This is a genomic window from Candidatus Krumholzibacteriota bacterium, from assembly GCA_016931295.1.
GTDB lineage: Bacteria > Krumholzibacteriota > Krumholzibacteriia > Krumholzibacteriales > Krumholzibacteriaceae > JAFGEZ01.
On the sequence record JAFGEZ010000046.1, the window covers coordinates 40,998 to 67,319 of the forward strand.

The 26,322-nt window shown below is 68.5% G+C and carries 25 protein-coding genes; 7 read left to right on the forward strand and 18 right to left on the reverse strand.

Translation table 11 applies throughout. The features are described 5' to 3' along the window. Nucleotides 1-78: 78 nt before the first annotated feature. From JW876_11425 to JW876_11435, 3 genes are all read right to left on the reverse strand, one after another. Nucleotides 79-1,542, reverse strand: a complete 1,464-nt coding sequence (locus JW876_11425; GenBank protein ID MBN1886115.1) for a DegQ family serine endoprotease — start codon at nt 1,540-1,542, stop codon at nt 79-81. Between the two features lie 169 nt (nt 1,543-1,711). Further along, nucleotides 1,712-2,452 (reverse strand): hypothetical protein, encoded by a 741-nt coding sequence (locus tag JW876_11430; protein ID MBN1886116.1) that lies wholly within the window; start codon nt 2,450-2,452, stop codon nt 1,712-1,714. Between the two features lie 30 nt (nt 2,453-2,482). Beyond that, complete coding sequence (locus JW876_11435) at nt 2,483-2,755, reverse strand: acylphosphatase (GenBank protein MBN1886117.1); 273 nt, start codon at nt 2,753-2,755, stop codon at nt 2,483-2,485. A gap of 168 nt (nt 2,756-2,923) precedes the next feature. Between JW876_11435 and JW876_11440 the strand changes: the two genes are divergently transcribed. Next, a complete protein-coding gene (locus JW876_11440; protein MBN1886118.1) occupies nt 2,924-6,544 on the forward strand; it encodes a hypothetical protein in 3,621 nt (1,206 codons plus the stop codon). Here the strand turns inward: JW876_11440 and JW876_11445 are convergent. Next, nucleotides 6,508-6,912, reverse strand: a complete 405-nt coding sequence (locus JW876_11445) for a hypothetical protein (protein MBN1886119.1) — start codon at nt 6,910-6,912, stop codon at nt 6,508-6,510. The genes JW876_11440 and JW876_11445 overlap by 37 nt on opposite strands. Nucleotides 6,913-7,055: 143 nt before the next feature. Between JW876_11445 and asd the strand changes: the two genes are divergently transcribed. From asd to mscL, 3 genes are all read left to right on the forward strand, one after another. Continuing rightward, complete coding sequence (gene asd / locus JW876_11450; GenBank protein MBN1886120.1) at nt 7,056-8,129, forward strand: aspartate-semialdehyde dehydrogenase; 1,074 nt, start codon at nt 7,056-7,058, stop codon at nt 8,127-8,129. Next, nucleotides 8,129-9,496 (forward strand): aspartate kinase, encoded by a 1,368-nt coding sequence (locus JW876_11455; GenBank protein ID MBN1886121.1) that lies wholly within the window; start codon nt 8,129-8,131, stop codon nt 9,494-9,496. The genes asd and JW876_11455 overlap by 1 nt, the downstream gene beginning before the upstream one ends. 266 nt (nt 9,497-9,762) lie before the next feature. Beyond that, complete coding sequence (mscL, locus tag JW876_11460) at nt 9,763-10,221, forward strand: large conductance mechanosensitive channel protein MscL (protein MBN1886122.1); 459 nt, start codon at nt 9,763-9,765, stop codon at nt 10,219-10,221. A gap of 85 nt (nt 10,222-10,306) precedes the next feature. On the opposite strand, the gene JW876_11465 is transcribed toward mscL, so the two are convergent. From JW876_11465 to JW876_11510, 10 genes are all read right to left on the reverse strand, one after another. Continuing rightward, nucleotides 10,307-12,139 carry an amino acid permease gene (locus JW876_11465; protein ID MBN1886123.1) on the reverse strand — a complete coding sequence of 611 codons (1,833 nt, stop codon included), beginning with the start codon at nt 12,137-12,139 and terminating at the stop codon, nt 10,307-10,309. Further along, entirely contained in the window at nt 12,136-12,876 is a 741-nt protein-coding gene (locus JW876_11470; GenBank protein ID MBN1886124.1) for a ubiquinone/menaquinone biosynthesis methyltransferase, read from the reverse strand. Before JW876_11470 ends, JW876_11465 begins: the two co-directional genes overlap by 4 nt. Beyond that, nucleotides 12,873-13,328, reverse strand: a complete 456-nt coding sequence (locus JW876_11475) for a pyridoxamine 5'-phosphate oxidase family protein (protein MBN1886125.1) — start codon at nt 13,326-13,328, stop codon at nt 12,873-12,875. Before JW876_11475 ends, JW876_11470 begins: the two co-directional genes overlap by 4 nt. After that, the gene (locus JW876_11480) at nt 13,325-14,719 is read right to left on the reverse strand and encodes an MATE family efflux transporter (protein ID MBN1886126.1); all 1,395 of its coding nucleotides are present in this window, start codon (nt 14,717-14,719) and stop codon (nt 13,325-13,327) included. Before JW876_11480 ends, JW876_11475 begins: the two co-directional genes overlap by 4 nt. Nucleotides 14,720-14,793: 74 nt before the next feature. Continuing rightward, a complete protein-coding gene (locus JW876_11485; protein ID MBN1886127.1) occupies nt 14,794-15,498 on the reverse strand; it encodes an outer membrane beta-barrel protein in 705 nt (234 codons plus the stop codon). Continuing rightward, nucleotides 15,495-16,148 (reverse strand): class II aldolase/adducin family protein, encoded by a 654-nt coding sequence (locus JW876_11490; protein MBN1886128.1) that lies wholly within the window; start codon nt 16,146-16,148, stop codon nt 15,495-15,497. The genes JW876_11485 and JW876_11490 overlap by 4 nt, the downstream gene beginning before the upstream one ends. Before the next feature lie 340 nt (nt 16,149-16,488). Continuing rightward, nucleotides 16,489-17,307 carry a mechanosensitive ion channel gene (locus JW876_11495; protein ID MBN1886129.1) on the reverse strand — a complete coding sequence of 273 codons (819 nt, stop codon included), beginning with the start codon at nt 17,305-17,307 and terminating at the stop codon, nt 16,489-16,491. A gap of 173 nt (nt 17,308-17,480) precedes the next feature. Then, entirely contained in the window at nt 17,481-17,864 is a 384-nt protein-coding gene (locus tag JW876_11500) for a MotA/TolQ/ExbB proton channel family protein (GenBank protein MBN1886130.1), read from the reverse strand. Between the two features lie 21 nt (nt 17,865-17,885). After that, a complete protein-coding gene (locus JW876_11505; GenBank protein ID MBN1886131.1) occupies nt 17,886-18,650 on the reverse strand; it encodes a hypothetical protein in 765 nt (254 codons plus the stop codon). Further along, the gene (locus tag JW876_11510) at nt 18,647-18,991 is read right to left on the reverse strand and encodes a helix-turn-helix transcriptional regulator (protein ID MBN1886132.1); all 345 of its coding nucleotides are present in this window, start codon (nt 18,989-18,991) and stop codon (nt 18,647-18,649) included. Before JW876_11510 ends, JW876_11505 begins: the two co-directional genes overlap by 4 nt. A 178-nt stretch (nt 18,992-19,169) precedes the next feature. Between JW876_11510 and JW876_11515 the strand changes: the two genes are divergently transcribed. Beyond that, nucleotides 19,170-20,186 (forward strand): DMT family transporter, encoded by a 1,017-nt coding sequence (locus JW876_11515; GenBank protein MBN1886133.1) that lies wholly within the window; start codon nt 19,170-19,172, stop codon nt 20,184-20,186. 23 nt (nt 20,187-20,209) lie between these two features. Here JW876_11515 and JW876_11520 read toward each other — a convergent pair whose 3' ends face one another. The 4 genes from JW876_11520 to JW876_11535 all read right to left on the reverse strand — a co-directional run bounded on the left by JW876_11520 (nt 20,210) and on the right by JW876_11535 (nt 23,902). Continuing rightward, nucleotides 20,210-21,151 carry a radical SAM protein gene (locus tag JW876_11520; GenBank protein MBN1886134.1) on the reverse strand — a complete coding sequence of 314 codons (942 nt, stop codon included), beginning with the start codon at nt 21,149-21,151 and terminating at the stop codon, nt 20,210-20,212. A 167-nt stretch (nt 21,152-21,318) separates the two neighbouring features. Next, the gene (locus JW876_11525) at nt 21,319-22,029 is read right to left on the reverse strand and encodes a sulfite exporter TauE/SafE family protein (protein MBN1886135.1); all 711 of its coding nucleotides are present in this window, start codon (nt 22,027-22,029) and stop codon (nt 21,319-21,321) included. 96 nt (nt 22,030-22,125) lie between these two features. Then, the gene (locus tag JW876_11530) at nt 22,126-22,812 is read right to left on the reverse strand and encodes a SagB/ThcOx family dehydrogenase (GenBank protein ID MBN1886136.1); all 687 of its coding nucleotides are present in this window, start codon (nt 22,810-22,812) and stop codon (nt 22,126-22,128) included. Between the two features lie 361 nt (nt 22,813-23,173). Beyond that, nucleotides 23,174-23,902 (reverse strand): DUF169 domain-containing protein, encoded by a 729-nt coding sequence (locus tag JW876_11535; GenBank protein MBN1886137.1) that lies wholly within the window; start codon nt 23,900-23,902, stop codon nt 23,174-23,176. 91 nt (nt 23,903-23,993) lie between these two features. On the opposite strand from JW876_11535, the gene JW876_11540 reads away from it, so the two are divergent. Together JW876_11540 and JW876_11545 are read left to right on the forward strand one after the other, a co-directional pair. Continuing rightward, nucleotides 23,994-25,133, forward strand: coding sequence for a saccharopine dehydrogenase NADP-binding domain-containing protein (locus JW876_11540; protein ID MBN1886138.1), 1,140 nt, complete (start codon nt 23,994-23,996; stop codon nt 25,131-25,133). 350 nt (nt 25,134-25,483) lie between these two features. Next, nucleotides 25,484-26,322 (forward strand): CHRD domain-containing protein (locus tag JW876_11545; protein ID MBN1886139.1); only part of this gene is annotated, 839 nt, incomplete at its 3' end.

Below are 26,322 nucleotides of genomic sequence, written 5' to 3' on the forward strand. Positions count from 1 at the left end.
GATGTCGCGCCCCCGTTCGCGTCCGGGCCCCGTTCATCCGCCGGCCGGTCGATGCGCGCGGCCCGCGGCGGGGTTGCACTACCGGATCACGAGATAGAAGGTGCCTCCCTGCCGGTAGACAAGCAACAGCAGCCGCCGCGCGTCATCGCGTTTCTTGAGGACGTCGTTGAAATCGTCGATGCCGCGCACGCGCTCCCGATCCACTTCCATGATCACGTCCCCGCGCTGGAGTCCCGCCTCCCCCGCCGGCGTCGCCGGATCCACCTCGGTCACGAGAACGCCATCGACGCGCTCGGGGATATCGAGCCGCTCGCGGTAGCGGTCGTCGAGGTTCTCGATCCCCACGCCGAGCATGAGGGGGGAGTAGTCCTCGATCGCATCATCCTCCGTCTTCGCCGCCGAGTCTGGATGCTCGCCGATCTTCACCTCGAGCGTCTTGCGTTTTCCATCGCGCTGCACGACGAAATCGATCTTCGTGCCCGGCTCGGTGGCCGCGATCCGCTGCTGGAGATCGGCCGGCCGGTCGACGCGCGCGCCGTCGTACTCGAGGACGATGTCCCCGCGCTCGATCCCGCCGCTCGCCGCCGGCGAATCGTCGAGCACCTGCCCGATCAAAACTCCCCGCGGCTCGTCGAGACCGAAGGCCTCGGCCATCTGCCGCGTGACCTCCTGGATGCTCACCCCGATGTAGCCGCGCACGACGTGCCCGTGCTCGATGATGCTCTCCATCACGGACCGGGCCAGTTCGATGGGAATCGCCAGTCCGATCCCCTGGCTCCCCCCCGATCGCGAGACGATCGCCGTGTTGATGCCGACCAGCTCGCCGCGCGTGTTGATCAGCGCGCCCCCCGAGTTGCCGGGATTGATCGATGCGTCGGTCTGGATGAAATTCTCGTAGTCGACGAGGTGCATCGCCGAGCGGCCGAGGGCGCTCACGATCCCCTTGGTGACCGTCTGGCCGATCCCGTAGGGGTACCCGATGGCGAGGACCGTCTCGGCGAGACGCAGATCGGTCGCGGAGCCGATCGGCACGGTGGGCAGATCCTTCTCGTCGATCTTGAGGACGGCGACGTCGCTGCGGGGATCGCTCCCGACGATCTCCGCCTCGTACTCCCGCTCGTCGGGGAGAACGACCCGCACCTCGTCGGCCGTCTCGACGAGGTGGTTGTTCGTGAGGATGTACCCGTCCGCCGACACGATGACTCCCGACCCGAGGTTCTGCTCGATCCTCTCGCGGGGCACCGCGCGTCCGCGCTGCTGGTTGCCGAAGAAATCCCTGAAGAAGGGGTGCTCGAAGAACCACGGCGTCTCCTGCCGCGTCTTGACCACCTTCTTCGAGTAGATGTTGACGACGGCGGGGACGACCCGCTCGACGACGTCGGGCAGCGTCTCCTCGGCCGCGGTGGCGGCCATGAGCGCGCTCCCCGATGCACCGGGGCCGGCCGTCGTCAGAACGCGCTCGAGACCGCCTCCGGCGAGGAGGACGAGCAGGAGAAGGCCGGCGAACGCCGCCGCCTTCGCTTTCCGTGAATGATGTGACATGTCGGTAACCTCCCGTTCGGTTGACTGTCGATCTCTCCCGTATGAAACAGCGACGGCCCCGGAAAAGTTCCCGCGATCCGCCGGCGAAGAGACGATTCCCCTCCCGGAAACGCCGGACGAATCAAAGCGAAAGCCTGCATCGACGAGGAGAACGACACGCGCGAGGCCGTCACTGCCTGATCGATCCCGCGAAATTGAGGAGTGTGCGCCGGAATTCCGGCGTCTCCCGGAAGCTTCGCCTGAAGAGCGCAAGGTGCTCGTTGTCGTCGAGGAACCCCTCGTTGCGCACGAGGATCCTGCCGTAGAGATCGACGAGCCCGTTCAGCTGGCGCGGTGTCATGTCGGGGTGAGGCTGGAGGCCCACGCTGCGGCCGAGGCGGAAGGCCTGCACCGGCGTCATCTGGTTGAAGGCGAGCCGCGTCGCGCCGGGCGGCAGCGCGGTGACGTGCATCCTGTGGACGAGGTTGGCCTTCATCTGCGTCGGCAGGTTCTCGAAGATCGGGTCGCGCTCGCCCTCGGGAGTCAGCGTGACGAGTTCGGTCCCCATCTCGCGGCCGCGCGGATTCTCGCCGACGGCGCCGCCGAGAACGATCGCGAGGGCCTGGCAGCCGAAGCAGATTCCGAGGAGATCGGCGCCGCGTTCGTGGAGATCGGCGATCAGTTCGAGGAGCGGCGGCACCCACGGCTTCTCGGGGTCGACCGGGCCGCGGCTCCCCGAGACGATCACGCCGGCGCCGGGACGGGCCGCCTCGCCGGGATCCGGCAGCGCACCGGCGATGCCGTCGTGCACGACGAGATCGAAGGAGTCCTCGAGACCGAGCGCCGCGAAGGCGTCTCGGAACCAGTGGACGCTCGTCGATCCGTCGGGAAGGGCGAAGCCGGTCACGTCGATGAGATGCAGCCGCATCATCCCCTCCGTTCGCTTTCCGCGGCGAATCCGTCAGAACCGCACGCGGAATCCGTTTTCCATGCCGACGGGAGGGATCCGCTCGACGTCGATCCCCCTGACATCCGCCGCGGGCGGCCCGACACGCAGTTCCGCGACGAAGGCCCTCACCGGGCCCTCACCGCCCTGCGCCTCCGCCTCGACCGAGCCGTCGTGAAGGTTCCTCACCCACCCGGCGAGTCCGAGATCCGTCGCGACGCGCCGGACGAACCAGCGGTACCCCACTCCCTGGACGATTCCGGTCACCCGTATGCGGATCCGTTCCATCCCCGGCCGGTCTCCCCGCGATCGCCGGCCGCGAGCGCTGTCCGGCCGGCGGCGACAGTGTACCGGCGGCGCCGCGCCGGGGCCAGCAAAAAGAGTGTCGAGGCCCCGTTATCTATGGTATAATCGCGGCTTGGAGTTCTCTGGGAAAGGTGCGACAACCACATCGAGATGACGAAACGCATCGCGTGGGCTCTCCTTGTCTGCAGTCTTCTCGCCGGGCACGCAAGGTCGGGCACCATAACGAGGACCTGCCGCTTCGACGAACCGCGGACCGAGCGGGTCGCCGGAGGTGTGCTCGTCACGATCGCCGGCTGCCGGACCATCGGCGAGCCGGGTCGGGAGGCCCTGCCGTCGCGCGCCGTCCGCCTGCTCCTGCCGGAGGGCGAGACGGTCTCCCGGCTCTCCTTCTCCGCCGCGGACGTTCGCCCGTTCGGCGTCGTTCCCGGCATCCTCCACGCCCCCGCGCAGGTTCCCCCGGGCCGTTCGGTCGCCGCGGAGATCGAAACCGCGGCGCATCCGCTTCCCGCATGGGGGCGACTCGCCTCGGTGCAGTCGCTCGCGGGGTTGCGGGTGGCCTTCATCGAGATCTTCCCCTGCGCGTACGATCAGGCCACGGGCGCCCTGTCCTCCGCGGGCGCCGTCACCGTCACGGTGGAGACGGAGCCGGCCGCTGCCGCCGGCCCCGCGCCCGCCCCGGGCGCCCGGCTCTCCGCCCTGCGGCGCCTGGCCCCCGCGATCGACAACCCCGAGGCGCTGCCGACGATCGCCGAGGCCCTCCCCGGCGCCCTCGGCGCGGGCGAGACCCGCGTGCCCTACGTGATCGTCACGAGCGAGGCGCTCGCCGGCTCCTTCGCCCCGCTCGTCTGGCTCCGCACGAAGGGAGGGCTCCCCGCCCGCGTCGTCACCGTCGAGCACATCGACTCGACGTACGCCGGCAGCGACATCCAGGAGCGGATTCGCGCGTTCATCGCGGACGCGTGGTCGTCGTGGGAAACCGAGTACGTCCTCCTCGGCGGCGACGACGAGATCATCCCGCACCGCGGGATGTACGTGAAGGTCGGCATGGACGTCGAGACGGACCTCCCCTGCGACCTCTACTACGCGGGGCTCGACGGCGACTGGAACGCCGACGGCGACGCGTACTGGGGCGAACCGGGAGAGGAGGACTTCCTTCCCGAGGTCCTGCTCGGACGGCTCCCCGTCGATTCGCCGATCGAGGTCTCGAACGCGCTCGCCAAGCTCGTCGTCTACAGCGACTATCCCGATCCCGGCGCCTGCACGCGGGCCTTCATGCTCGGCGAGCTCCTCTGGTCGATCGACGGCGTCGACACCTGGGGCGGTGACTACAAGGACGAGATCCGCGACGGTTCCGACGCATGGGGATCGACGAACGCGGGGCTCCCCGCCCGGTTCGAATGCGGGACGCTCTACGAACGCGATCTCGGCTTCCCGTGGAACGCATTCCACGTCGTGCCCCTCCTCGAGAGCGGCGTCAACGTCGTCAACCACGTGGGCCACTCCAATACCCTCGAGGTGATGCAGCTGCGCTCGGCGGACGTGTCGGCCCTCGGAAACACCCCGCCCGCGATGCCGTTCGTCTGCTACTCGCAGGGGTGCTACGCGGCGGCCTTCGACAACCGCGACGCGGCGGGAACGATACTCGCGGAGGATTGCATCGCCGAAGCCTTCCTCACGGCTCCCGGCGGGGCGGTGGCCTTCGTCGGCAACACCCGCCTCGGCTGGGACTCCCCCGGCACGACCTGCGGCGTATCGCAGTTCTTCGACCGGCAGTTCTTCGACGCCGTCTTCGGCGAGGGGATCGTCGGGATCGGCGCCGCCCTCGAGGACTCGCGCCTCGACAACCTGCCGTGGATCTCCTACGCGGCTGTCCGGTACGTCCTCTACGGTCTCGTTTTGCTCGGCGACCCGGCGATGCGCATCTGGACCGACCAGCCGGCGACGCTCGAGGTGACCTGCATGGAGACGATAGACATCGACCAGCCGGGCCTCGCCGTCGAGGTTCATTCGGGGGGCATCCCCGTCGAGGGGGCCCGGGTATCCCTCTGGTGCGAGGAGCCGTCGATCTGCTGCTCGAACTTCACCGATGCATCCGGATACGTCCTCCTCGAGCCATCGGCGGCGGCAACGGCCACGGCCATCCTCTCGGTCACCGCGCCGAACTGCTATTCGGCCATCGACACGGTGGAGATCGTGAACGGCGACCTCCCCCTGCCGCGCGTGGTGTGGCTCGCCGTGGACGACGACACGACGGGAGCGAGCAACGGAGACGGGGACGGGATCATCGAGAACGGCGAGACGGTCGCGTTCGACATCGTCATCGAAAACGCGGGCTCCGGATCGCTCATCGGCGCCGAGGCGATCCTCACCTGCTCGCATCCGCAGGTCGACATTCTGCGGGGTAACTTCTCGATAGGCGAGTTGCCGCCGCGGACGTCGATCATCGGCGACGATGCATTCGTCGTGACGGTCAACAGCCCCGTCGACGACGGGCAGAGCCTCGATTTCGTGATCAGCGTCCGCGAGGACGAGCGCCGCTGGGACAGCGGGTACTCGCTCGTCGTCGAGGCCCCCGATCTCTTCCTCGAATACTGGGCCCTGAGCGACACGCTGCACGGCGACGGCGACGGCTGCATCGAACCGTGGGAACACCTCTGCCTGCACGGACTGTGGCGCAACAACGGAAGCGACGATGTTGTCTCGCCGGTCATCTCGATCTCTTTTCCCCCGGACTCGTGGATGCGGGCGGTCAAAAACACCATCACCGCGCCCCTCCTGCCCGCGAAAGGCGCGATCGTGATCGACGGCGAGATCGAGCTCTTCGTCCGCGAGTACGCGCCGCCCTTCGCCGAGGTGACCGCCTATCTCTCCCTCTCCGGCCTCAACATCACCGCGCGGGTCGAGACCCTCTCCGTGCAGCTCTGCGGCGACGCTCTCGATGCGAACGACGACGAGTCGCTCTGGACGCACAGGGCGCTGATCGGCACGGACGGCTGGCGTCTCACGTCGGAGCGCTCCTGGAGCGGCGGATCGAGCTGGAAATGCGGCCCCGAGGCGGCGCCCTACGCGAACATGATGGACGCCGTCCTCGTCTCGCCCCCCCTCTGCCTGCACGAGAACTCGGTTCTCGCCTTCCACCACCGGATCGAGGCCGAGGCGGGAGCGATGTACCCCTACTGGGCGGAGGACGCCGGCGTGGTCGAGATCTCGGACGACGACGGCCGGACATGGACCATCATTTCGCCCGTCGGCAACTACAACGCGCGGGCGAGCGCGGCCAACACGATCTTTCTCGAACCCTACCAGCGGTGCTGGTCGGGATCGTTCGACTGGATCGAGGCTTTCTTCGACCTGTCCGCCTGGCACGGTCCCGTGCAACTGCGGCTCCGCTTCGCCTCCAACGAGCAGTACGGTTTCGAGGGATGGTACGTCGACGACATCAGGGTAACGACAGAGCAGGCGACCGGCGCCGACGACGTTCCCGCCGCCACATGGACGACGAACCTGCTTCCCGCCTTCCCCAATCCCTTCAACCCGGCGACGGCGATCTCCTTCGAGCTCGCCGGGAGAACGCGCGTGACGCTCGATCTCTACGACGTCGCCGGCCGGAAGATACGCTCGCTCTTCTCGGAGATCCGCGACGCCGGGCGGCACCGCGTCTCGTGGGACGGCCTCGACGACCATGGCCGGCCGGTCGCCTCCGGGGTGTATTTCTGCCGCCTGCGCGCCGGCGTCTACGAGGCCACCGGCCGCCTCGTCCTCGTCCGCTGACGATCGCCGCTGCGATCGGTCGCCGCGCCCTGCGCAACGACGCTCAATCCAGCCAGCGCCGGTACCGCCGCCATGTCCGCAGCCACACGCGGGGAGTCTTTGACGAGCCGCCACGAGAGGCAGGTCGTCGGGATCCTCTTGAACCGGTTCGTGGCTTCCCCGGCCGGGGTGATCTTGAGGATGTGGCTCGTGCCGTTGTCGTGGATCACCTCGTCGGGATACCAGGCCCCCTGGATCACGTCGTCGCGATGCCCGTGGAACCAGGAGACGAGACTCCGCGCATGCGCCTCGCTCGTCCGCGAGTGCTTTACCTCGTCGAGACGCTGCACCGCGCGGAACGCAAGCCATGCATGCGTGTACTGGTTCATGACCGATCCCCCCCTGCTTCGGGTCCCCGGCGGGAACCGGGGATGTCGGGCCGCTTCCGGCGGCGCGGTCGCCTGAACGGTTCCAGTATAGCAGAGAAGACGGCCCGGGGAAGAACGATTGACAGCCCGCGGGCCGCGGTGGTATGGAAAAGGGGCTTCGGGCGGGCTCCCCCGGCGCCCGCGAAAGGAACGGATCCATGGAGAGGAAGAAAGCGGCGGTGCTCGGCGCGACCGGGCTCGTGGGGCAGGCGTTCGTGCGGCTGCTCGCCGGGCATCCCTGGTTCGAGACGGCGATCCTCGCCGCATCCGGGCGGCGGACGGGGTCGCGGTACGGCGACGAGGTGCGGTGGATGCTGCCCCTCCCCCTCCCGCCGGAGGCGGCCGGCCTGCCCATCGCAGGGGCCGATCCGGATCTTCTCGCGGAGGCGGGCGTGGAATACGTCTTCAGCGCGCTTCCCGCCGACATCGCCGCGACGGTCGAGCCGGCACTCCGCGACCGGGGGATGCGCGTCTTCACCAATGCCGCGGCGATGCGATCCGCGCCCGACGTGCCCGTGATCGTCCCCGACGTCAATCTCGGCGACATCGCCTCGATCGAGCGGCAGGGCTATCCCGGCGGCGGATTCATCGTGGCCAACCCGAACTGCGCGGCGGCCGGTCTCGTGTCGGCCCTCGCGCCGCTCAGGCCCTTCGGGATCGCCGAGGTGAACGTGGCGACCTGCCAGTCGATCTCCGGCGCGGGCTATCCGGGGCTGTCGGCGATGGACATCGCCGGCGACCTCGTCCCCTTCATCCCGGGGGAAGAGGAAAAGATCGCCCGCGAGACGCGTCTCATCCTCGGCATCGACGCGCCGATCCGCCCCGTCTGCGTGCGCGTTCCCGTCCGGTTCGGCCACCTCGAGACCGTCTGGGTGCGTTTCGACCGTCCCGTCCGGCGCTGGGAAATCCTCGACGCGTGGGCGGGCGCCGGCGTTGCGGGGACCGACCTGCCGACGATGCCGGCCCGCGCAATCGAGTGGTGCGATCGCGAGGATCTCCCCCGGCCGAGCATGAGCTTCTGTGGCGAGCCGCCCGGCATGACCGTCTACACCGGACGCCTGCACGCCGAGGGCGAACGCGCCCACTTCGTGCTGCTCTCGAACAATCTCGTCAAGGGAGCCGCGGGCGGCTCGGTCTCGAACGCCGAAGCGTTCATGCGCTGCTACGGGGAGATATGATGGAACGACGCGTCGTCAAGTTCGGCGGATCGAACCTCCGCACTCCGGAGGACATCGCGCGGGTGATCAAGGCGGTGCGCCGGTACGAGCCCCCCGTCGTCTTCGTCGTCTCGGCCCTCTACGGAGTGACCGACAAGCTCGTTCAGGCAGTCGAGAAGGTCAAACGGGACGAGGCGGCGATCGAGCGGGTGCTCGGCGCCCTCTACCGCGCGCACGAGCGGATCGTCGACGGCTACATCGAGGACGCCGACGAACGGAAACGCGTTCTCGCCGCGATGGACGAACGCGTGCGCAAGCTCGGCAAGTACCTGCTCGGCGTCCATTGCCTCGAGGACATCCCCAACTGCGCCGACGACATGCTCCTTTCCTACGGCGAGCGGCTCTCCTCGCTGCTTGTCGTCTCTATCCTCAACCACCACGGCATTCCGTGCCGCGAGATGCTTCCCGAGGACATCGGGCTCGTCACCGACGGCGAGTACGGCAACGCGACGATCGACCTCGGCGTCTCCGCGAAGAACCTGCGGCGCGCCCTCGGCGGCAACGAACGCTACGTGGTGCCCGGCTTCTACGGCATATCTCGCGAGTACCGGATCACCACACTCGGCCGCGGCGGGAGCGACTACTCGGCGGCGGCGATCGCCCACTGCATCGGCGCGTCGAGCGTCGATCTCTGGAAGGACGTGGCGGGGTTCATGAGCGCCGACCCGCGGGTTGTCCGGAGCGCGGTCCCCCTCCCGAGGCTCTCCTACCGCGAGGCGGCCGAGCTCTCCTATTTCGGCGCGCGGATCTTCCATCCCCTCACCTTCGAGCCCCTCGAGGCGAAGGGGATACCGATCCGGATCCTCGACATCGGCGAGCCGTCGAGCCGCCGGCCGCGAACGGTGATCGGCGAGCGTGGCGTCGTCCGCACGGACGTCATCAAGAGCGTCACCTGCACCGAGGACGCGGCGGTACTGAAGCTTTTCGGTCCGGGGATCGGGATCAAGCGGGAGGTCCTCCCCAGCGTCACCGGCGCGATGAGCGAGGCGAGGGTGACGGTGCGGGCGATCGTCTCGTCGCAGACGTCGATCAACTTCATCCTCTCCCGGCGGGACCTCGCCAGAAGCGCCCGAATCGTGCGCAACCTGCGTCTCGCCGTCATCGACGAGATCGAGACGCACGACGACGTCGCCCTCGTGGCGATCGTCGGCGAGGGGCTCCTCGAGCGGCCGGGGATCGCCGCGCGCGTCCTCGGCGCCGTCGCACGCCGCCGCATCAACATCCAGATGATCTCGGCCGGCTCGTCGCGGGTGGCCGGCTACTTCCTCGTCCGGCGCAGGGACCGCACGGCGGCCGTGCGCGCCATACACGCCGAGTTCTTCGGATAGAGCGCGTCCCCGATTGCGGCATCCCCCGCGTTCGGCAACTGGCGGTTTCGTATCCGCATCCGTCTCCCGGCTCCCGGTGCCTCCGGAATAGTTCTTGAGAAACATCGTTTCGCCCGTTACACTCCCCGGAGCGGTGTATCCAGATCCATTCGAACGATCCGTCCGGCTACGCGCGGAACGGCGGTGACGCGCTCGCCGCCGGACGGCTATCCAGCCCGCGGACTTCGACGCTAGCCGGAATCGTCACTCGCACGGGGAGGCAATCGATGTTCAAGGAGTTCAAGGAATTCGCCATGCGCGGCAACGTCGTCGACATGGCGGTGGGAATCATCATCGGCGCGGCCTTCGGGACGATCGTGAAGTCCCTCGTCGCCGACGTCATCATGCCGCCGATCGGTTTGCTGCTCGGCAACGTCGACTTCGCGAATCTCTTCCTCGTTCTCCGCGCCGGAGCGACGGCCGGCCCCTACGCCTCGCTCGCCGATGCCCAAACGGCCGGGGCCGTGACGATCAACTACGGCGTCTTCATCAACACGATCATCTCGTTCCTGATCGTCGCGTTCGCCGTCTTCCTCGTCATCAGGAATCTCAACAGGCTGAAGCGCACCGAGGAAGCGCAGCCGGCGGAGCCGACGACGAAGGAATGCCCGCGCTGCTTCTCGACCGTGCCGATCAAGGCGTCGCGCTGCCCCTTCTGCACCTCGGATCTTCCCGCGGGCGCCTGACGCGCACCCCTTCGGAGGGCCGTTCTCCGCGCCGCCGGCGGAGAACGGCCCCACCGGGCCTCTCGTACTGTCAACCGGGATCGCCTCACCGCCTGCGCGTGCCGAGAAGGATCACGTCCCGGAGCCCCTCCACGCCCCTCGCCGCCGCCCAGCGCTCCTCGAAATGCGGATCGCGGACGATCTGCGCGATCGCCGAGAGGGCGCGGAGGTGGAAGTTCCGCTCGTCCCGCGTCCCGGCGAGGACGAACACCGCCTTGACGGCGGGAGCCTCGGGCGAGAACTCGACTCCCTCGCGCGCACGGACGAGCATGATGTCGAACCGCCCCTCCCCCTCGACGACGACGTGCGGAATCGCGAGATCGGGTGTGAGAACGGTGCTGCTGTCCTCCTCGCGGCGTCGCAGGGCGTCGAGAACGTCCCCGGGCGGGAGATCGAGGCGGGCGGCCATCGTTTCCGCCACGATGTTGAACAAGGCTCCCACGGACAGGCGCTCGTCGAGATCGAGGACGGCGCTCTCCTCGATCGTGCGGTCGAAACGGTCGGCCACGATCTCGTCGCGTTCCCTGATGATCTCCCTGAGTTCGCTTTCCAGGCCGCGGCCGGCGGTCAGCTCCTTCGCCGTGATCCGTTCGACGAGATGCAGGAGCGCGAATTCGCGCTCCGCCCTGATCCGCCCGTAGAACCAGTAGACGAAGAGGCCGCTCACGAGGGCGGCGCCGGCGGTGACGAGCGCCGGCCGTCCGAGCCCGGCGAGCAGCCAGAGGAATCCGGCGATCCCGACGATCTGCACCCACGGGTAGAGCGGGGCCCGGAAGGTCGGGCGGTAGTTCTGCAGCCGGCTCTCGCGCAGGATGACGATCGAGAGGCAGGAGAAGAGGTAGGTGAGGATGAGAACGGTCGATGCGGCCTTGACGAGGGCGTCGAGCCTGAGGAGCAGGCTGGCGGCCATGAAGAGTCCGGTGATCAGTATCGAAACGTGCGGCGTGCGCCACCGCGCGTTCACCCGGCCGAGTCCGGCGGGAAGGAGCCCGTCGCGGCTGAGGGCGAGCGGGTAGCGCGACGCCGAGAGGATCCCCGCGTTCGCCGTGGAGACGAAGGCGAGGATCGCCGCGATGCTCAGCAGGATCGCCCCGCCCCGCCCCATGATCGCCCGCGCGCCGTCGGTGATCGGCGTGAGGGAGCCGTCGAGCAGACGCCCGTCGAGGACGCCGGTCGTCACGAAGACGACGAGCAGGTAGAGCGCCGTCACCACGAGAAGCGAGAGGAACATCGCCAACGGCACCGTCCTGCCCGGGTCGCGCACCTCCTCGGCGACGCTCGCCACCTTGAGCAGGCCGCCGAAGGAGATGAAGACGAAGCCGGCGGTCGCGACGACCGGCGCGTAGCCGTGGGGCGCGAAGGGCTCGAGGTTGCGGAGTGTGACCGCGGGCAGGCCCCGGACGACGTAGAAGACGAGAACGGCGATGAGCCCGGTCACCAGCGCCACCTGCACGCGCCCCGCCTCGCGGACCCCCGCGATGTTGATCGCAGTGAAGAGCACGCAGAGCAGGATCGCCGCGAGACGCGCATCGACGGGCGCGACGACCGCGAGGAAGGCGGCCATGCCGACGAGCGCGAAGGCGCTCTTCAGCGAAAGGGAGAACCAGGTGATGAGCCCGTCGACCGTGCCGACGGCCGGGCCCATCGAGCGCTTCACGTAGAAGTAGGTTCCGCCCGCCTTCGGCATCGCCGAGACGAGCTCCGCCTGGCTCAGCATCCCCGTCATCGCGAGGAATCCGGCGATGAGGTAGGAGATGACGACGGCCGGGCCGGCCTTCGCGTGCGCGATCCCCGGCAGAATGAAGAGTCCCGACGAGATCATCGCGCCGCTCGCCACGCAGAAGACGTGGAGCAGTCCGAGTTCCCTGCCGAGCTTCATGCCGTCTCCCCTCCGTGGACGGCGCCGGCGACCGTCGCCACGTGGACGGCGACAACGCCGAGCGTGAGCGTCCGCCACGCCACCGTCTCGAATCCGGCCTCGAATAGCATCCCTTCGACGGCGGCCGGACCGTGGAAGTCGGCCACCGACCGGGCGAGGTAGCGATAGGGCCCCGCCTCGCCGCTGACGAGGCGCCCGGCGGCCGCTGCTGCGGTGCGCGCGTAGAGTTGCATCGCCCCGTCGACGACCCGCGACGCCGGCCGGCTCGTCTCGACCGTCACGAGCCGCCCGCCGGGGGCGAGGACCCGGCGCACCTCGGCAAAGACGGGACAAAGCGAGCCGTAGGCGGTGCAGAGGTTGCGCAGGGCGAATCCGATCGTCACGAGATCGACCGAACCCGCGGCGAGGGGAAGTGCGCCGGCCTCGGCGATCATCCACGCCGCCCGTTCCGTCCCCGCCCGCCGCCGCGCCTCGTCGATCATCGGCCGCGAGAGATCGATCCCGGCGAGAAAAGCGGGAGCGCCTCCCCGCCTCCGCCCGGCCGCCGCGATGAGCGCGCGCGCGAGGTCGCCGGTGCCGCAGCAGAGATCCACCCACCGCTCTCCCCCGCCGTCCGCGGCGGTGTCCGCGGCAACCCGCCGCCACCGTTTGTCGAGACCCAGCGTGAAGAGTCGGTTGGCCCGCTCGTAGGCGGGCGCGATGCCCTCGTACATCCTCTCGATGCCCGCGACGTTCATCCCGATCTCTTCCCCGTCATCTCCTCGACGTCGAGGCGGAAGACCGTCGTCTTTTCGACGACGCCCGGCGGAAAGGTCTCGTCCGCGCAGCCATACTGCCGCGAGATCAGGGTGAGTGCCAGCTGTTTCTCCGCTTCGTCCTCGACGAAGACGACGGCGCCCGCGCCGATCACGCTCCGGTAGCGCATCGTGCGGTTGCAGGCCGCCCCCTCCCCGGTGAACTTGACGTCGGTCTCCACCTCGAAGGCGGCCCGGCCGGCGCTTTTGAGCAGATCGATCTTGCGCCCCGCGGGCGCCGAGTGGAAGTAGAGCCGTTCCGCCTCGTACCCGAAGCAGAGCGGGACGATGCACGGCGTCTCGCCATCGGCGACGGCGAGCCGGCAGACCTGCGCCGCGGCGATGACCGCCTCGAGGGCGTCGTGATCCGCGATCTCCTGTTCGTGTCGTCTCATGGTGCCTCCATGTCGGCGATTTCCATCTGCCCGCGCGGCGGCCGGTCCCACGACACCTGGTCGAGCGACCGCCGCAGAACGAGCCAGGCGACGAGCCCGGCGAGGAGATAGGCCGCCGTGATCCCGCCGAATATCCCGCCGACGCCGAGAAGACGGCGCCCGAGCAGCGCGAGGGGCACGGCGAGGGCGAACATCTGCACCAAAGCGAGCGCCGCCGCGTGTATCGGGCGCCGGATGACGTTCAGCGCGGCGCCGGCGATCACGAAGACTCCCTCGAGCCCGTAGCAGAGCGGCACGATCCTGAGATAGAGGACGATCGTGTCCACGACGGCGGGGTTGTCCGAGAAGATACCGGCGATCCACCGCGCCGGCAAGGCGAGGAGCGCGAGCATGCCGAGCCCCCACGCCAGGGCGAACCGCGTCGAGAGAAAGATGCTCCGTTCCGCGCGGTCGCGCCGCCCCGCGCCCCAGTTCTGCCCGACGAAGGGGCCGATGACCGAGGAGAGGGCCATGACGACGGCGAGCGCGAAGAATTCGACGCGCATCGCCACGCCGTACCCGGCGACGGCCGCCGGCCCGAACCGGGCGATCACGCGGGTGATCACGCCGAGCGCGGCGGGGATGATCGCCTTGGTGGCCGCCGCGGGGAGGCCGACGAAGAGGATCGATCTCCAGCAGCAGAGAAGTCGCCCGGGATCGAGTCCGCGGAAGGTGATCATCCGGTAGCGGCGCCACAAAACGAGGATCGCCACCGCCATCGTCACCGACCGGGAGAGGACGGTGGTGAGCGCCGCCCCGGCCAGTTCCATCCGTGGAAAGGGCCCGATACCGAAGATAAGGAGCGGATCGAGGATGATGTTGAGCACGACCGCGATCACCATGATCGCCGCGGGTATCTTCGTGTCGCCGAGCGCGCGGATGATGTTGTTTCCCACCATCGGGAAGACGAGGAAGAGGACGCCGGCGAACCAGATGCGCATGTACCGGTCGATCAGCGGCATCGTGACCGCGTCGGCGCCGAGCAGTTGGAAGAGGGAACCGGAAAAGAGGAAGCCGGTGACGACGAAGACGGCGGTGAAGACGAGGGCCAGCGAGAGGCTCGCCATCGTCAGCCGCCGCGCCTCCTCGATGTCGCCGCTTCCCACGGCGCGCGAGACGGCCGCAGAGGCCCCGATCCCGATGCCCATGATGATGTGGTTGATCGCGTACACGACGGGCATGGTGAAGGAGAGCGCCGCGAGCGGAAGCGTGCCGAGCCGGCTGACGAAGAAGGTGTCCGTGAGATTGAAGGCGATCATCGCCACGATGCCGAGGATCATCGGCCCGGTGAGACGCGCGAGCGTCCGCCCCACCGGACCGTCTATCAGTGTCGCCCTCTCGATAGCCGTCATCCGGCGCCCCCGTCGCGGACGGTGCGCCCCTCACGCGGCGCTGCCGCGGCGGAAGCGTCGTCCGTCAGTCATTCCTAGAACCGCACCCCGATGCCGAGATTGAAATCGACGCCGGTGAACTCAACCTTGATATCGCCGTCTTCGTCGTCGAAGGCGAGCCCGTCGGCGTAGCGCCCCCGCACGCGCGTGTGCAGGAAAACCGCATCCGAGAGGTCGGCCTCGGCGCCGATCCATGCGTGCAGCCCCCAGCCGGTGCCGTCGCGGGTGTTTTTGCCCGAGGGAATCGGCCAGTCGCCCGTGTTCGTGACCTCGTGCACCTCGACGGCTACCTCGCTCAGGTAGAGCGCGCCCCCGACGCCGAGGAAGGGACGCACGCAGGAGAGATCGACGGCCGGGCGGAACTCGTACGAGAGCCCGATCGGTATCGTCGAGATGTCCCAGGAGATGGCCCACGATGCCTCGCCGATGATGTCGGAGAGGTCGTAGAGAACGAGAGACGAGAAGAAGACCGGCTCGACGCCGATGTGCTCCACGGACAAGACGACGGCGTGGTGGTCGCTGAAAGACCAGCCGAATTCCATCCCGAGATACTGGCCGAAGGTCGGCTGCTCGTAGAAGCCGTCGTCGTCGACATCATCCCAGAAATCCTTCCACTCGCCGAGCGTGGGGTGCCCGGCGCCGTACGAGGCCCGCAGGAAGAATCCCGTCTCCGCCCCGGCGGGACAGGCGGCCGCCAGGACGAGAATCACGGCGGCGAGGATCACGATCGTCCGTTTCATCGGTTCGTCCTTTCGTCGGGGGTTGCTCTTCCGAAGAGCGCGTCGATTCCGGCGACCTCCCGATCGCCGAGGGGCCGCGAATCGCCGATCAACCCGGCGATCACCGTCATCCGGGCCGCCACCTCGAGCACCTCGACACGGTCGAAGGCCTCGAGCAGCGTTTGTCCGACGGCGAGGACGCCGTGGTTCGCCATGAGGACGACGTCGCCTCGGACGGCGGCCTCGGCGACCGCCTCGGCGAGTTCCTCGCTCCCCATGAGGGCGTAGGGCGCCGTGACGGGCTCGCCGACGATCGCCCGGGTCTCGCCGACGAGGCAACAGTCGATCCGCCGTCTCGAGGCGGTGAAGCTGGTGGCGACGGGCGGGTGGGCATGGACGATCGCCGACGCGTCCGGCCGCGAGCGGTAGACGGCGAGGTGCAGCCCCGTCTCCATGCTCGGCGCGGGTCCGCCGGCAATCAACCGTCCGTCCGGACCGACCGCGGCCACCTCGTCCCCGGAGAGACGCCCCTTGTCGAGGCCGGAGGGGGTCACGAAGACGCGATCGCCGAGACGGGCGCTCACGTTCCCCCCTGAACAGGTGGTGAGCCCGCGGTCGTAGAGCCGCCGCATGAATGCGGCCACCTCGTTCCTGATCTCGCGTTCGTCCATGGATCGACTGTACCATATCTTCGATTGTTCCGCGAGGGTCTTCCGGCCCCGGCGACGCGGCGTCGGCGCGATACCCCTCTGGCGGATCTCCGCGAACGGGATATACTAGGGATGTGGAATCCCGGTCCGGACGAGAGACCGGTACAGCGGTCCCGCCATTCCATGGTCCAGGCCGGAGGGGGCGTCCCGTGCGGGCACCGGCAGCCGGATCGCATCCCCCATGCGGTCGTCAATCCGCCCGCCGACGCCCCCCTTTCTGTCTGATCCGAAACGAAAACGCCGCCGCGAGTCCGTTCCGACGGCTTCGCGGCGGCGCCGTTTCGCGTGGATTCGCCCGTTTCTAGGAGACGCCCGCCTCCTTCGCCATGTGCACGACGGTCTGCGGGAAGGGGATCTCGATCCCGGCGAGGTCGAGTTCCTCCTTGACCTTCCGCATCACGTCGAACCTGACGTCCCAGTAGTCCTCCTTCTTCGCCCAGCAGCGGGACACGAGGTTGACGCTCGAATCGGCCAGCTCGGTGACGGCGACCATCGGCACCGGATCGCCGAGAACGCGCCCGTCCCCCTTCATCACCGAGAGGATCGTATCCGTCGCCGCCTGGATCGACGCGCCGTAGGCGATCCCGAAAACGAAATCGACGCGGCGCGTGTCGAACGCGGTGTAGTTCTTGATGATGTCGCCGTTGATCTTGCCGTTCGGCACGAGGATCTTCACGTTGTCCGGCGTTGCGAGCACGGTGTTGAAGAGCCGGACATCTTTGACCGTCCCTGCGACCCCTCCCGCCTCGATGTAGTCGCCGACCCGGTAGGGCCGGAAGACGAGGATGAGGACGCCGGCGGCGAAATTGGCCAGCGAGCCCTGCAGGGCGAAACCGACGGCGAAGCCCGCGGCGCCGAGGATCGCCACGAAGGAGGCCGTCTCCACGCCGAACTTGGAGAGCGCGGCGATGATGGTGAAAGCGATCACGAGCAAGTAGACGAGCGTGCCGACGAAACCGACGATCGCCGGGTCGGTTTTCGCCTTGACGAGCAGCTTCCTGATGCCGCCCCGCAGGAGTCCGGCGGCGATCCGTCCGACGATCAGTATCAGGATCGCGCCGATGATCTTCAGCCCGTACGTCGTGACGAAGGGAACGAGTTGCTCGGTTATCTGTTCCATGGACATCGCATCCTCCCGACGATGGAATGTGCAGCGAACGCATCGATCGATGCGATCGGGAACGATTCTATCGCCGAATCGGGGGAAGATGTCAATCGGGAATGATTATCCGGGCCCCGGCAGCATGGCCGGGGCCCGGAGGTGCAATAGGGCGGCGCAGCGCGTGCGCGCGGCTACTCGCCGGAGGCGAGACGCCGCCTGACGATCGAACGCAGAACGAACCAGGCGACCGCCGAGAGAACGCATACCCACAATCCGTAGAGGGTCGTCGTGAAGGATTCCCTGAATCCCGTCATGACCACGTCCGGCGAGATCTCCGTCGCCCTGATGATGGCGTGCAACGCGTTGTAGACGCCTGTGAGCTGCCCGAGAACGCCGAGCACCTGTGCGATGATCCCCCAGAAGAGGATCGCGTCGAGCCCCGATTCGAGGCGCGCGCGGTCACGCGTGCCGCCGGCGATCAGGACGGCCTTGCGCAGGACGAGAACGATGTTGGCGATCGTGATGACGATCATCAGGTATCCGAAGGGTCCCATCTGTCTGAAAAAGAGAGGCATCTCCATCCTTTCGCGTGTCGTTTACCGTGTCGGTTCGTTTCCATGGGCCGCGCCGACGAGCGCGTCGGCCTCGGCCCGTTCGATCCGCCTCGCGCGGCTCTCGAGGGCGAACCACGCGATGGCCGCGAGAACGGCCGATAGGTGCCCGGCGATCAAGGTCGCCGATCCGCCGAGCAGCCACTCGACGAGGAAGAGGAGGCTCTTGCCCGTCTCGGCCGTCGAGCGGTCGAGGGCGAGGCACAGTTCCCAGGCCGTGCCGTAGATCGAAGCGGCGAGGGCGACTCCCCCGAGAACGGGCACCGCGGCGAGTCCGCGCCGCAGGCGCCGGAGATCGCCTCCCGGCCGCGCGAAGAGGCGCCAGGCCGCGAAAAGCGCGGCGACCGCGGCCGCCGCGTCGGCGGCGAGGACCGGCCGGACGAACCGGTTGGCCTCGCGGAGGAAACCTTCAGTCAGGGCGGCCCGCCCCGCGAACAGTGCGATGAACACGACGACGAGCGCCAGCACCGTCTTCTCCCAGCGCCCGAGGACCGCCGGTGAGAGGCGCTCGACGATGCGCTGCAGAAAGGAGCGGTGGATGTCGACGAGCTCGGCGAGGCTCTCGTCGGAAAGATCGAAGATCTCGAGGGTGCGGCGCTTCGCCTCGGCGGTATCCATTCCCCGCTCGATGCAGGCCCGGAAAAAATCCTCCATGTCTGCCGAGATCTCGAGAATGATGCGCGCCCTGGCTTCGGGCGGCAGATCGAGCCGTTCGTAGACGGACCGGAGATGCCCGGTGAACGGATTCATGTCTCGCTCGCCTCCGTGATGTCGAAGAACCGTGAATGGAACTCGCGCCACGACCGCATCAGCTCCGCGGCGCGGCGCCGACCCTTGCTCGTCAGTTCGTACTGCCGGCGCTTGCGCGTGCCGCCGTCGCCCAGCCAACGGCCCCTGATCAGCCCCTCCTTCTCGAGCTTGTGGAGGATCGGGTAGAGGGTGCCGTGATTGAAGCGGAAGAAACCGCCGCTCCGCTCCTCGATCTCGAGGGCGAGCTGGTAGCCGTGCCGCGCTCCCCCCGCGAGGACGGCGAGGATGAGGGCCTCGTTGCACAGTTTCGGCAGGTGCTGTATCTCGAAATCGTCTGCCATCGGGGCCTTTCATGTATCTGAATACGATATATCTGTATTCTATATATCGATCATCTATATAATAGGCGGGCGGCGACGGGGCGTCAAGTGAAAACACATGCCCCTCATCCCGCGCGGGAGGGCGTCCGTCATGATGCGTTGACCGCCGGCCAGGCCGGGGTTTATCCTCGGCGTCACGATGGAACGCAGACGTTTCGAATCCGAATCGCTCCTCCTCCTCGCCGCCGCGATCTGGGGCTTCGCCTTCGTCGCGCAGCGCGTGGGGATGCGTTACACGGGTCCCTTTCTCTTCAACGGGATCCGGTTCCTGCTCGGCGCGCTCGTCCTCTTGCCGATCGCCGTCGTCATCCGCCGCCGCGAGGCGGCGATCCGCGGCGCCGGAGCGGAGACGGCGGTCGTCCCCGCCGACCGCGCGATGCCCGCCTACCACGGCGGCACCGCCGCGCCCGCGGCGGGCGGCCCGCGGCGCGCGAGGTGGACCGCGGCCCGCGCCGCGCCTGCCGGCATCCTCGCCGGCGCGATACTCTTCTGCGGCGCCTCGCTCCAGCAGGTCGGCATCGTCTCGACGACGGCGGGGAACGCCGGATTCATCACGGGGCTCTACGTCGTGTTCGTCCCCCTGCTCGGGCTCTTCGCCGGCCACCGCCCCGGAGGGGGAACATGGGCGGGCGCGCTCCTCGCCGCGGCGGGGATGTACCTGCTCAGCGTGCGCGGCGGACTGCGGATGTCTCCAGGCGACGCGCTCGTTTTCGCCAGCGCCCTCTGCTTCGCCTTCCACGTCCTCGTCATCGGCTGGGCCTCGCCGCGGAGCCGGCCGATCGAGCTGGCGATGACCCAGTTCGCCTTCGTCGGCCTGGCGAGCCTCGCCGTGGCGCTCGCCCGCGAGCCGGTCGACGCCGGCGGCCTCCTCGCCGCCGCCCCGGCGATCCTCTACGGGGGCGCGCTGTCCGTGGGCGTCGCCTACACGCTCCAGGTCGTCGCGCAGCGACGGGCCCGCCCCGCGCATGCGGCTATCATCCTCGGGATGGAGGCGGTCTTCGCCGCATTCGGCGGCTGGCTCCTACTCGGCGAATCGATCCCGCCGCGCGGACTCGTCGGCTGCGCGGCGATGCTCGCCGGGATCGTCCTCTCGCAATTGAGCGAGATCCGCCGTGCGCCGGGGCCGGGGCCGGCCACACACCCCCCCGCATCCTGAACGATCCCGCGCCGCGGCGGGCGTCAATAACCCTGTATATCCACGTTCGCGAGTCCCGCATCCCGAGCCGCCCGCACGGCGCGCGCGTACTCGGCGCGGGTGAGCGGCCGGTCGATCTCCGGGTACTCGTTCGCGCGGTGCGCGGGTCGGTACTGCGACATGAGATTGAGCCGCGTGTTTCCCGGCAGGTTCGCCGCGATCCATTTGATCGCCCGCTCCGTGGCGGCGGCGTCGTTCGGCATGACGAGGTGCCGGATCATGAGGCCGCGGCGGATCAGCCCGTCGGTGTCCGGCCGGGCCACGCCGACCTGTCGGTCCATCTCGACGAGCGCCCGCTGCGTGACCGCCGGGTACGACCGCGCGCCCGATGAGAAGCGCTCTGCCGCCGACGCGTCGGCGTACTTGTAGTCGGGGAGGTAGACGTCGACGACGCCGTCGAGTTCCGCGAGGATCTCCATCCGTTCCCAGCCGCATGTGTTGTAGACGACGGGCAGGCGCAGCCCCTTTCCCGCGGCGAGATCGAGGGCGAGGAGGATGTGCGGCAGGTAGTGCGTGGGAGTGACGGTGTTGATGTTGTGGCAGCCCCGGCCCTCGAGGCCGAGCATCATCGACGCGAGATCCTCGATCCGACGCGTCGTCCCCTCCCCTTCCCAGGAGATCTCGTGGTTGAAGCAGAAGACGCAGCGCAGGCCGCAGTAGGAGAAGAAGACCGTCCCGGAGCCGCCCGTCCCGACGAGTGGCGTCTCCTCGCCGAAGTGCGGATGCGCCGAGAAGACGACGAGATCGGCCGTCGCGCCGCAGAAACCCCGCTCGCCGGCGAGGCGGTCGACGCGGCAGCGGCGGGGACAGAGCTCGCACGAGGACAGCGAGGCGTAAAGCCGTTCGCCGCGGTGGCGGAGCTCTCCCGACCGGTGGAGGGCGAGGTAGGCGGGCTCGAAGTCGGTCGTGTCGGACGCGTCGTCCACGGCATCCTCTCCCCCGGCGGCGCCGCCGCCCACGCGGATGCCGCTCTCTTCCGCGAGCGAGCCGATGGCGTTCTTCTCTCCGGCGGCGGCCGCGACGGCCGCGGCGAGAAGCGTGCGCAGGAACCTTCGTCTCGTCGGCATGCGCTCACTCCCCCGCCGCCGCGGCGTCACAGGCCGAGGAACCGGATCCCCAGTCCGCTCAGCAGGATGATTCCCCCCGCCATCGCGTGCGAAAAGCGTTCGAGGCGCCCGAGCGGCACGAACCGGACGCCCGTCGCCGCCACGGCGACGATCGCCGTCATCGTGAGGATCGTCGCCGCTGCGAAGACGGCGCTCACGATGACGAGCCCCGCGCGGCTCTCCCGGGCCGCCGGGTACATGAGGATCGGGATCAGCGGCTCGCAGGGCCCGAGGACGAAGACGACGAAGAGGGCCCACGGCGTCAAACTCCCGCCCGCCGCCTCGTGCGGGTGCGCGTGCCCGCCGACGTGCCGGTGCTCGTGGACGTGCGGCGCGCCGTCGGCGTGCAGGTGGAGGTGTGTGTGCGGCCGGTTCCTCACGGCGCGCCTGATCCCCCAGACCGTGTAGACGAGGCCGAAGGCGACGAGCGCCCACGCGGCGAGATCGCCGCGGAAGCTCTCGAGGGCCTCGATGCGGGCGAGCGAGAGTCCGAGGGCGATCCCGGCGCCGCCGATCAGGATCGACGAGGCGACGTGACCGACGCCGCAGAGTGCCGTCACGGCGAGCGTCCTCGCGAGCGGCCACCGGCGCGCCTTCGCCATCATGACGAATGGAAGGTAGTGATCGGGCCCGAGGATGGTGTGGATGACGCCGACCGATGCGGCGGTCGCCGCGAGCAGTGCGATCCCGCTGTTCATGGTCCTCCCCGCGCTGGCCTTGCGGTCGGCGGCTGCTGATGATGCTTCCGCGGCGACCCGCTCCCGGTTTCCCGGCGAAGAAGCTTCCTGACGCCGCTACTCGGCGGGGTAGCCGACCGGCATGACGTAGAGGGGCTCCTCCTCGCGCGTCATCCCCACGACCCGTTTGATGTCCAGATCGGTGAACGCGCCGATCGCGCAGGTCCCCATCCCCATCGCCTCCGCCTGCAGGTAGACGTTCTGCCCGGCGTGCCCGAGATCCATGCAGACGTAGCGGTCGCGCCCCCGCTGGCCGTACCGCGCGGTGGTGCGTTCGTAGACGGCGCTCATCACGATCGAGACGGCCGCCTGGGCGACGAAGCGCTGGTCCCACGAGGCCGCGGTGAGGGCCTCGCGGACGTCCCCGTCGGCGAGCCGCGCGATGCGGTGCCCCTCGGGCAGGTAGAGATAGACGCCGGGCATGAGGCCAGTGACGTTCCCCGCGACGAGGTAGATCTCGAGGGGGTAGCGCGCGCCGGCCGACGGGGCCGTCTTGAGCCCGCCGCGCAGGAAGGCCGGCATCCCCTCGCGGTGGAAGGTGACCCCGTAGGTCGCCCAGAGGAGCTGCGATACGTCGGCGAGGGTGAGCGGCCGCTCGTCGAACGCGCGGCGCGAGCGCCGCTTGAGCAGGGTCTCCTCGAGGCTCATCGGCCCTTCGTGGCGCGGCGCAGGCAGGACGATCTCCTCGAGAAATACGTGCGTCACGGGCAGCGCCGCGTTGGCCTCCTCGATCTTCGCGGCCATCGTCGATTGCAATTCCTCCCACCGCGGATCGTCGCGGAGCGATTCGAGGTCCGTGTCCCAGTGGAACATCTGGTCGTCGTTGAGGAATCCGGCGGCGATCGCCTTCCCGAGGTGGGCGAAGGCGGCGTCGGCGTCGCCGGCGAGGGCGCTGAAGCATCCGGCGTTGTAGAAATCGACGGCCCGCGAGGCGCCGGCGGCGATCGCCCGCTCGATGGTCGCGGCCGCCGCGGCGTAGTTTTTCTGGCGGTAGAGCTCGGTCGCCCTCGCGACGAGCGAATCCGCGTCCCCGGCGTCCGCGGGAACGGCGAGGGCGAGAAAAATCAGGGCGAGAAAAACGAAACGGATGATCTTCATCGTCGACTCACTTTCCCGGCGCGCCGGCGCGCGCCGCCATGAGGTTCTTCCAGAAGGGCTTGTAGAGGAAACTCTTCTCGTCGATGCGGCAGAGCCGCTCGTACATCGGTTTCGTCACGGTGACGGCGAGGATCTCCGGCGGCAGGAACCGCCGCATCGCGACGTCCGTGGCGCCGATCATCGCCTTCGGCGCATCGAGATCCTCGAAAAGACCGACGAACTGCATGCACCCCGAACCGAAGGGCGCGGTCATCACGGGATTCTCCTCTGGCGTGCTCTCGTAGTGGACCGCGTAGACGAGAAGGGCCAACCGGTCGGGATCGACGAGGAAGGTCGCCGTCACGAGGCGGTCGTACATGTCGTCGCGCAGCGGTCCGATGAAGACGTTGCCGTGCTCCGGCGCCCAGGCGCGATGGGAGGAGAGCCAGCGCTCCATCAGCGCGCGCGAGGCCTTGAGCCCCTCCGTGTCGACGAGGAAGGAGAGGAGCTCCTCGCGCGAGCGCTCCTCCACGCCGAAGAGGGCGCGTCCGCATCCGCCGCAACCGTGGTCCGCCGCGGTGAGGTGCAGCGTCTCTCCCCGTTTCCAATGGTCGAAGAAGGCGAAGAGGCAGGCGTGCCGCCTCGTGCCGGGCGTGACGGTCGGCGCGAAGGCCGCCGCGTCGGGGGCGTCGTAGAACCCGATGACGGGCAGGTCGATCATACCGCGCTCGATGAGCGCATCCGCCCTCGGTGCCATGGCCGTTCCTTTCGCTGCGCCGCCGGCGTTCTCTCTTGACTTGTGGCGAGGCGGCCATACTATACCAGCAACGGTCGAAAGGAGCAACGGAATGAAGATCATCGTACTCGGGGCGGGGCTGGTCGGCGGCCCGATGGCCCGCGATCTCGCCGACGACGAACGGTTCGAGGTGACGGCGGCGGATGCGAGCGCAGGGGCGCTCGAGCGCCTCGCCGGCGATCAGCGCATCGCGCGCATCGAGAAGGACCTCTCCGACCCGAAGGCGGTCACCGCCCTCGTGCGCGGCTACGACATGGCCGTCAACGCCGTCCCCGGCTTCATGGGTTACCGCACCCTCGAGGCGATCATCGCCGCCGAACGGAACGTCGTCGACATCGCCTTCTTTCCCGAGAGCCCCTTCTCGCTCGAGGAGCAGGCCCGCAGGCGCGGCGTCGTCGCGATCGTCGACTGCGGCGTCGCCCCGGGAATGAGCAACGTGCTCACCGGCTACGCCGATTCCCTCCTCGACGAGACCCGCTCGGCCCTCACCTACGTTGGCGGCCTCCCCGAGGTGCGCACCTGGCCGTGGGGGTACAAGGCGGTCTTCTCCCCCATCGACGTGATCGAGGAATATACCCGCCCGGCCCGCTACGTGGAGAACGGCCATCTCGTCACCCGCCCGGCCCTCTCCGACCCCGAACTGATCGACTTTCCCGTCGTCGGCACGCTCGAGGCCTTCAACACCGATGGCCTCCGCACCCTCGCCGAGACGATCAACGCCCCCAACCTCAAGGAGAAGACCCTGCGCTACCCCGGCCACATCGACAAGATGCGGGTGCTGCGCGAGAGCGGCTTCTTCTCGGAGGAGCCCGTCGAGGCGGGCGGCGTGACGGTGCGGCCGATCGACCTGACGGCGCGCCTCCTCTTCCCCATGTGGGAACTGCAGGGGAACGAGGCGGACATCACCGTGATGCGCGTCATCGTGGAGGGGCTGAAGGACGGGGTCGGGACCCGCTACACGTGGGATCTCTTCGACCGCAAGAACGAGACGACCGGCGTCCACTCGATGGCCCGGACGACCGGCTACACGGCGACCGTCGCCGCGCGGATGATCGCCGACGGCCTCTGGGACCGTGCGGGCGTTTCGCCACCCGAGTACGTCGGGCGCGACCACCAGTGCGTGGATTACCTGCTCAGGGGGCTCGCCGAGCGCGGCGTCGTCTACGAGGAGCGCGTCGAGCGAACCGGGTGAGAGGCGGCGACGCGCGAAGACGAACGTGCGAAGCGGGAGGGACGGCGATTCCCCTCCCGCTTTTTTTCAATTCGGGCAGGGATTTCCACCCTGCCGGCGACGAATCAAGGATCGGCACTGGCCCGTCCGGGAATTCGCGATATACTTACAATATACGCGGCTCACTAAATACATGGAATCGGCGCACGGCAATTTCTCCTTGCATGGAGGATACACCCCATACTATAATAAATACTAATTGATAGCGGTTATAAATTAGTTTCACAATGTCAATCCGCCGTACCGATTGCGAGTTCTAGTATTTCAGGCAATCAGGTACTATTTAATCCTTATTCACTCTGGAGGGTGACATGGGAAAACGATCAATCGTGTTACTCGCTCTTGTCCTCGTGCTGGCGATGCAGCCGTTGCAGACGGCCGTCGCCCAGACGGGACTCGATCGGGACGGAAAGACAAATGAACTGATGCCGAGCCGGGCCGAGCTGGAACGCCTGCTTCCCCCGGACTTCGACACCGACATCATGGCGTACGAGCAGGAATGGGCCGAGCGGCTCGAGACCGTTCCCTCGGCCGACGGGCTCGCCCCCGCCGCAGGCGGCGACAGGGCGATGCTGGGCGCCGACGATTCCCCCTTCCATCTCTTCTACGCCTACCTGACCGGCAACCAGGCGGTGCCCTCCCATTACACGATCGCGAAGGGGATCTTCCTCGCGCGCGTGGACGACCTGTACGAGGGGCTCGACTACCGGTTGAACCTCTACTGGATCAAGAACCTCGTCGCCGCCCACATCCACCTGGGCGCGCCGGGCGAAAACGGTCCCGTCGTGGCGACCCTGTACGGGCCGATGGCCCCCGGAGGCGGCTGGCAGAAGTACGTCGCCAAGAGCGGCGTCGTCACCGCCGCCGACCTCACCGGCCCGCTTGCCGGCCGGCCGCTTTCCGAGCTGATCGACGCCCTCGCGAACGGTGAGGCCTACATCAACGTGCATACGAATGACGGGGTCGGCGAGGACAACACCGGTATCGGCGACTACGCCGCCGGAGAGATCCGCGGCAACGTAAGGTTCTACGGCACGCTCCCGGAGCCGCCGGCGCCCACCACGGCCCGGCTGCAGGTGATCCACAACGCGGCCGATCCCGGCGCGGCCGCCGTCGACATCTACGTCAACGGCGACCTGCTGCTCGACGA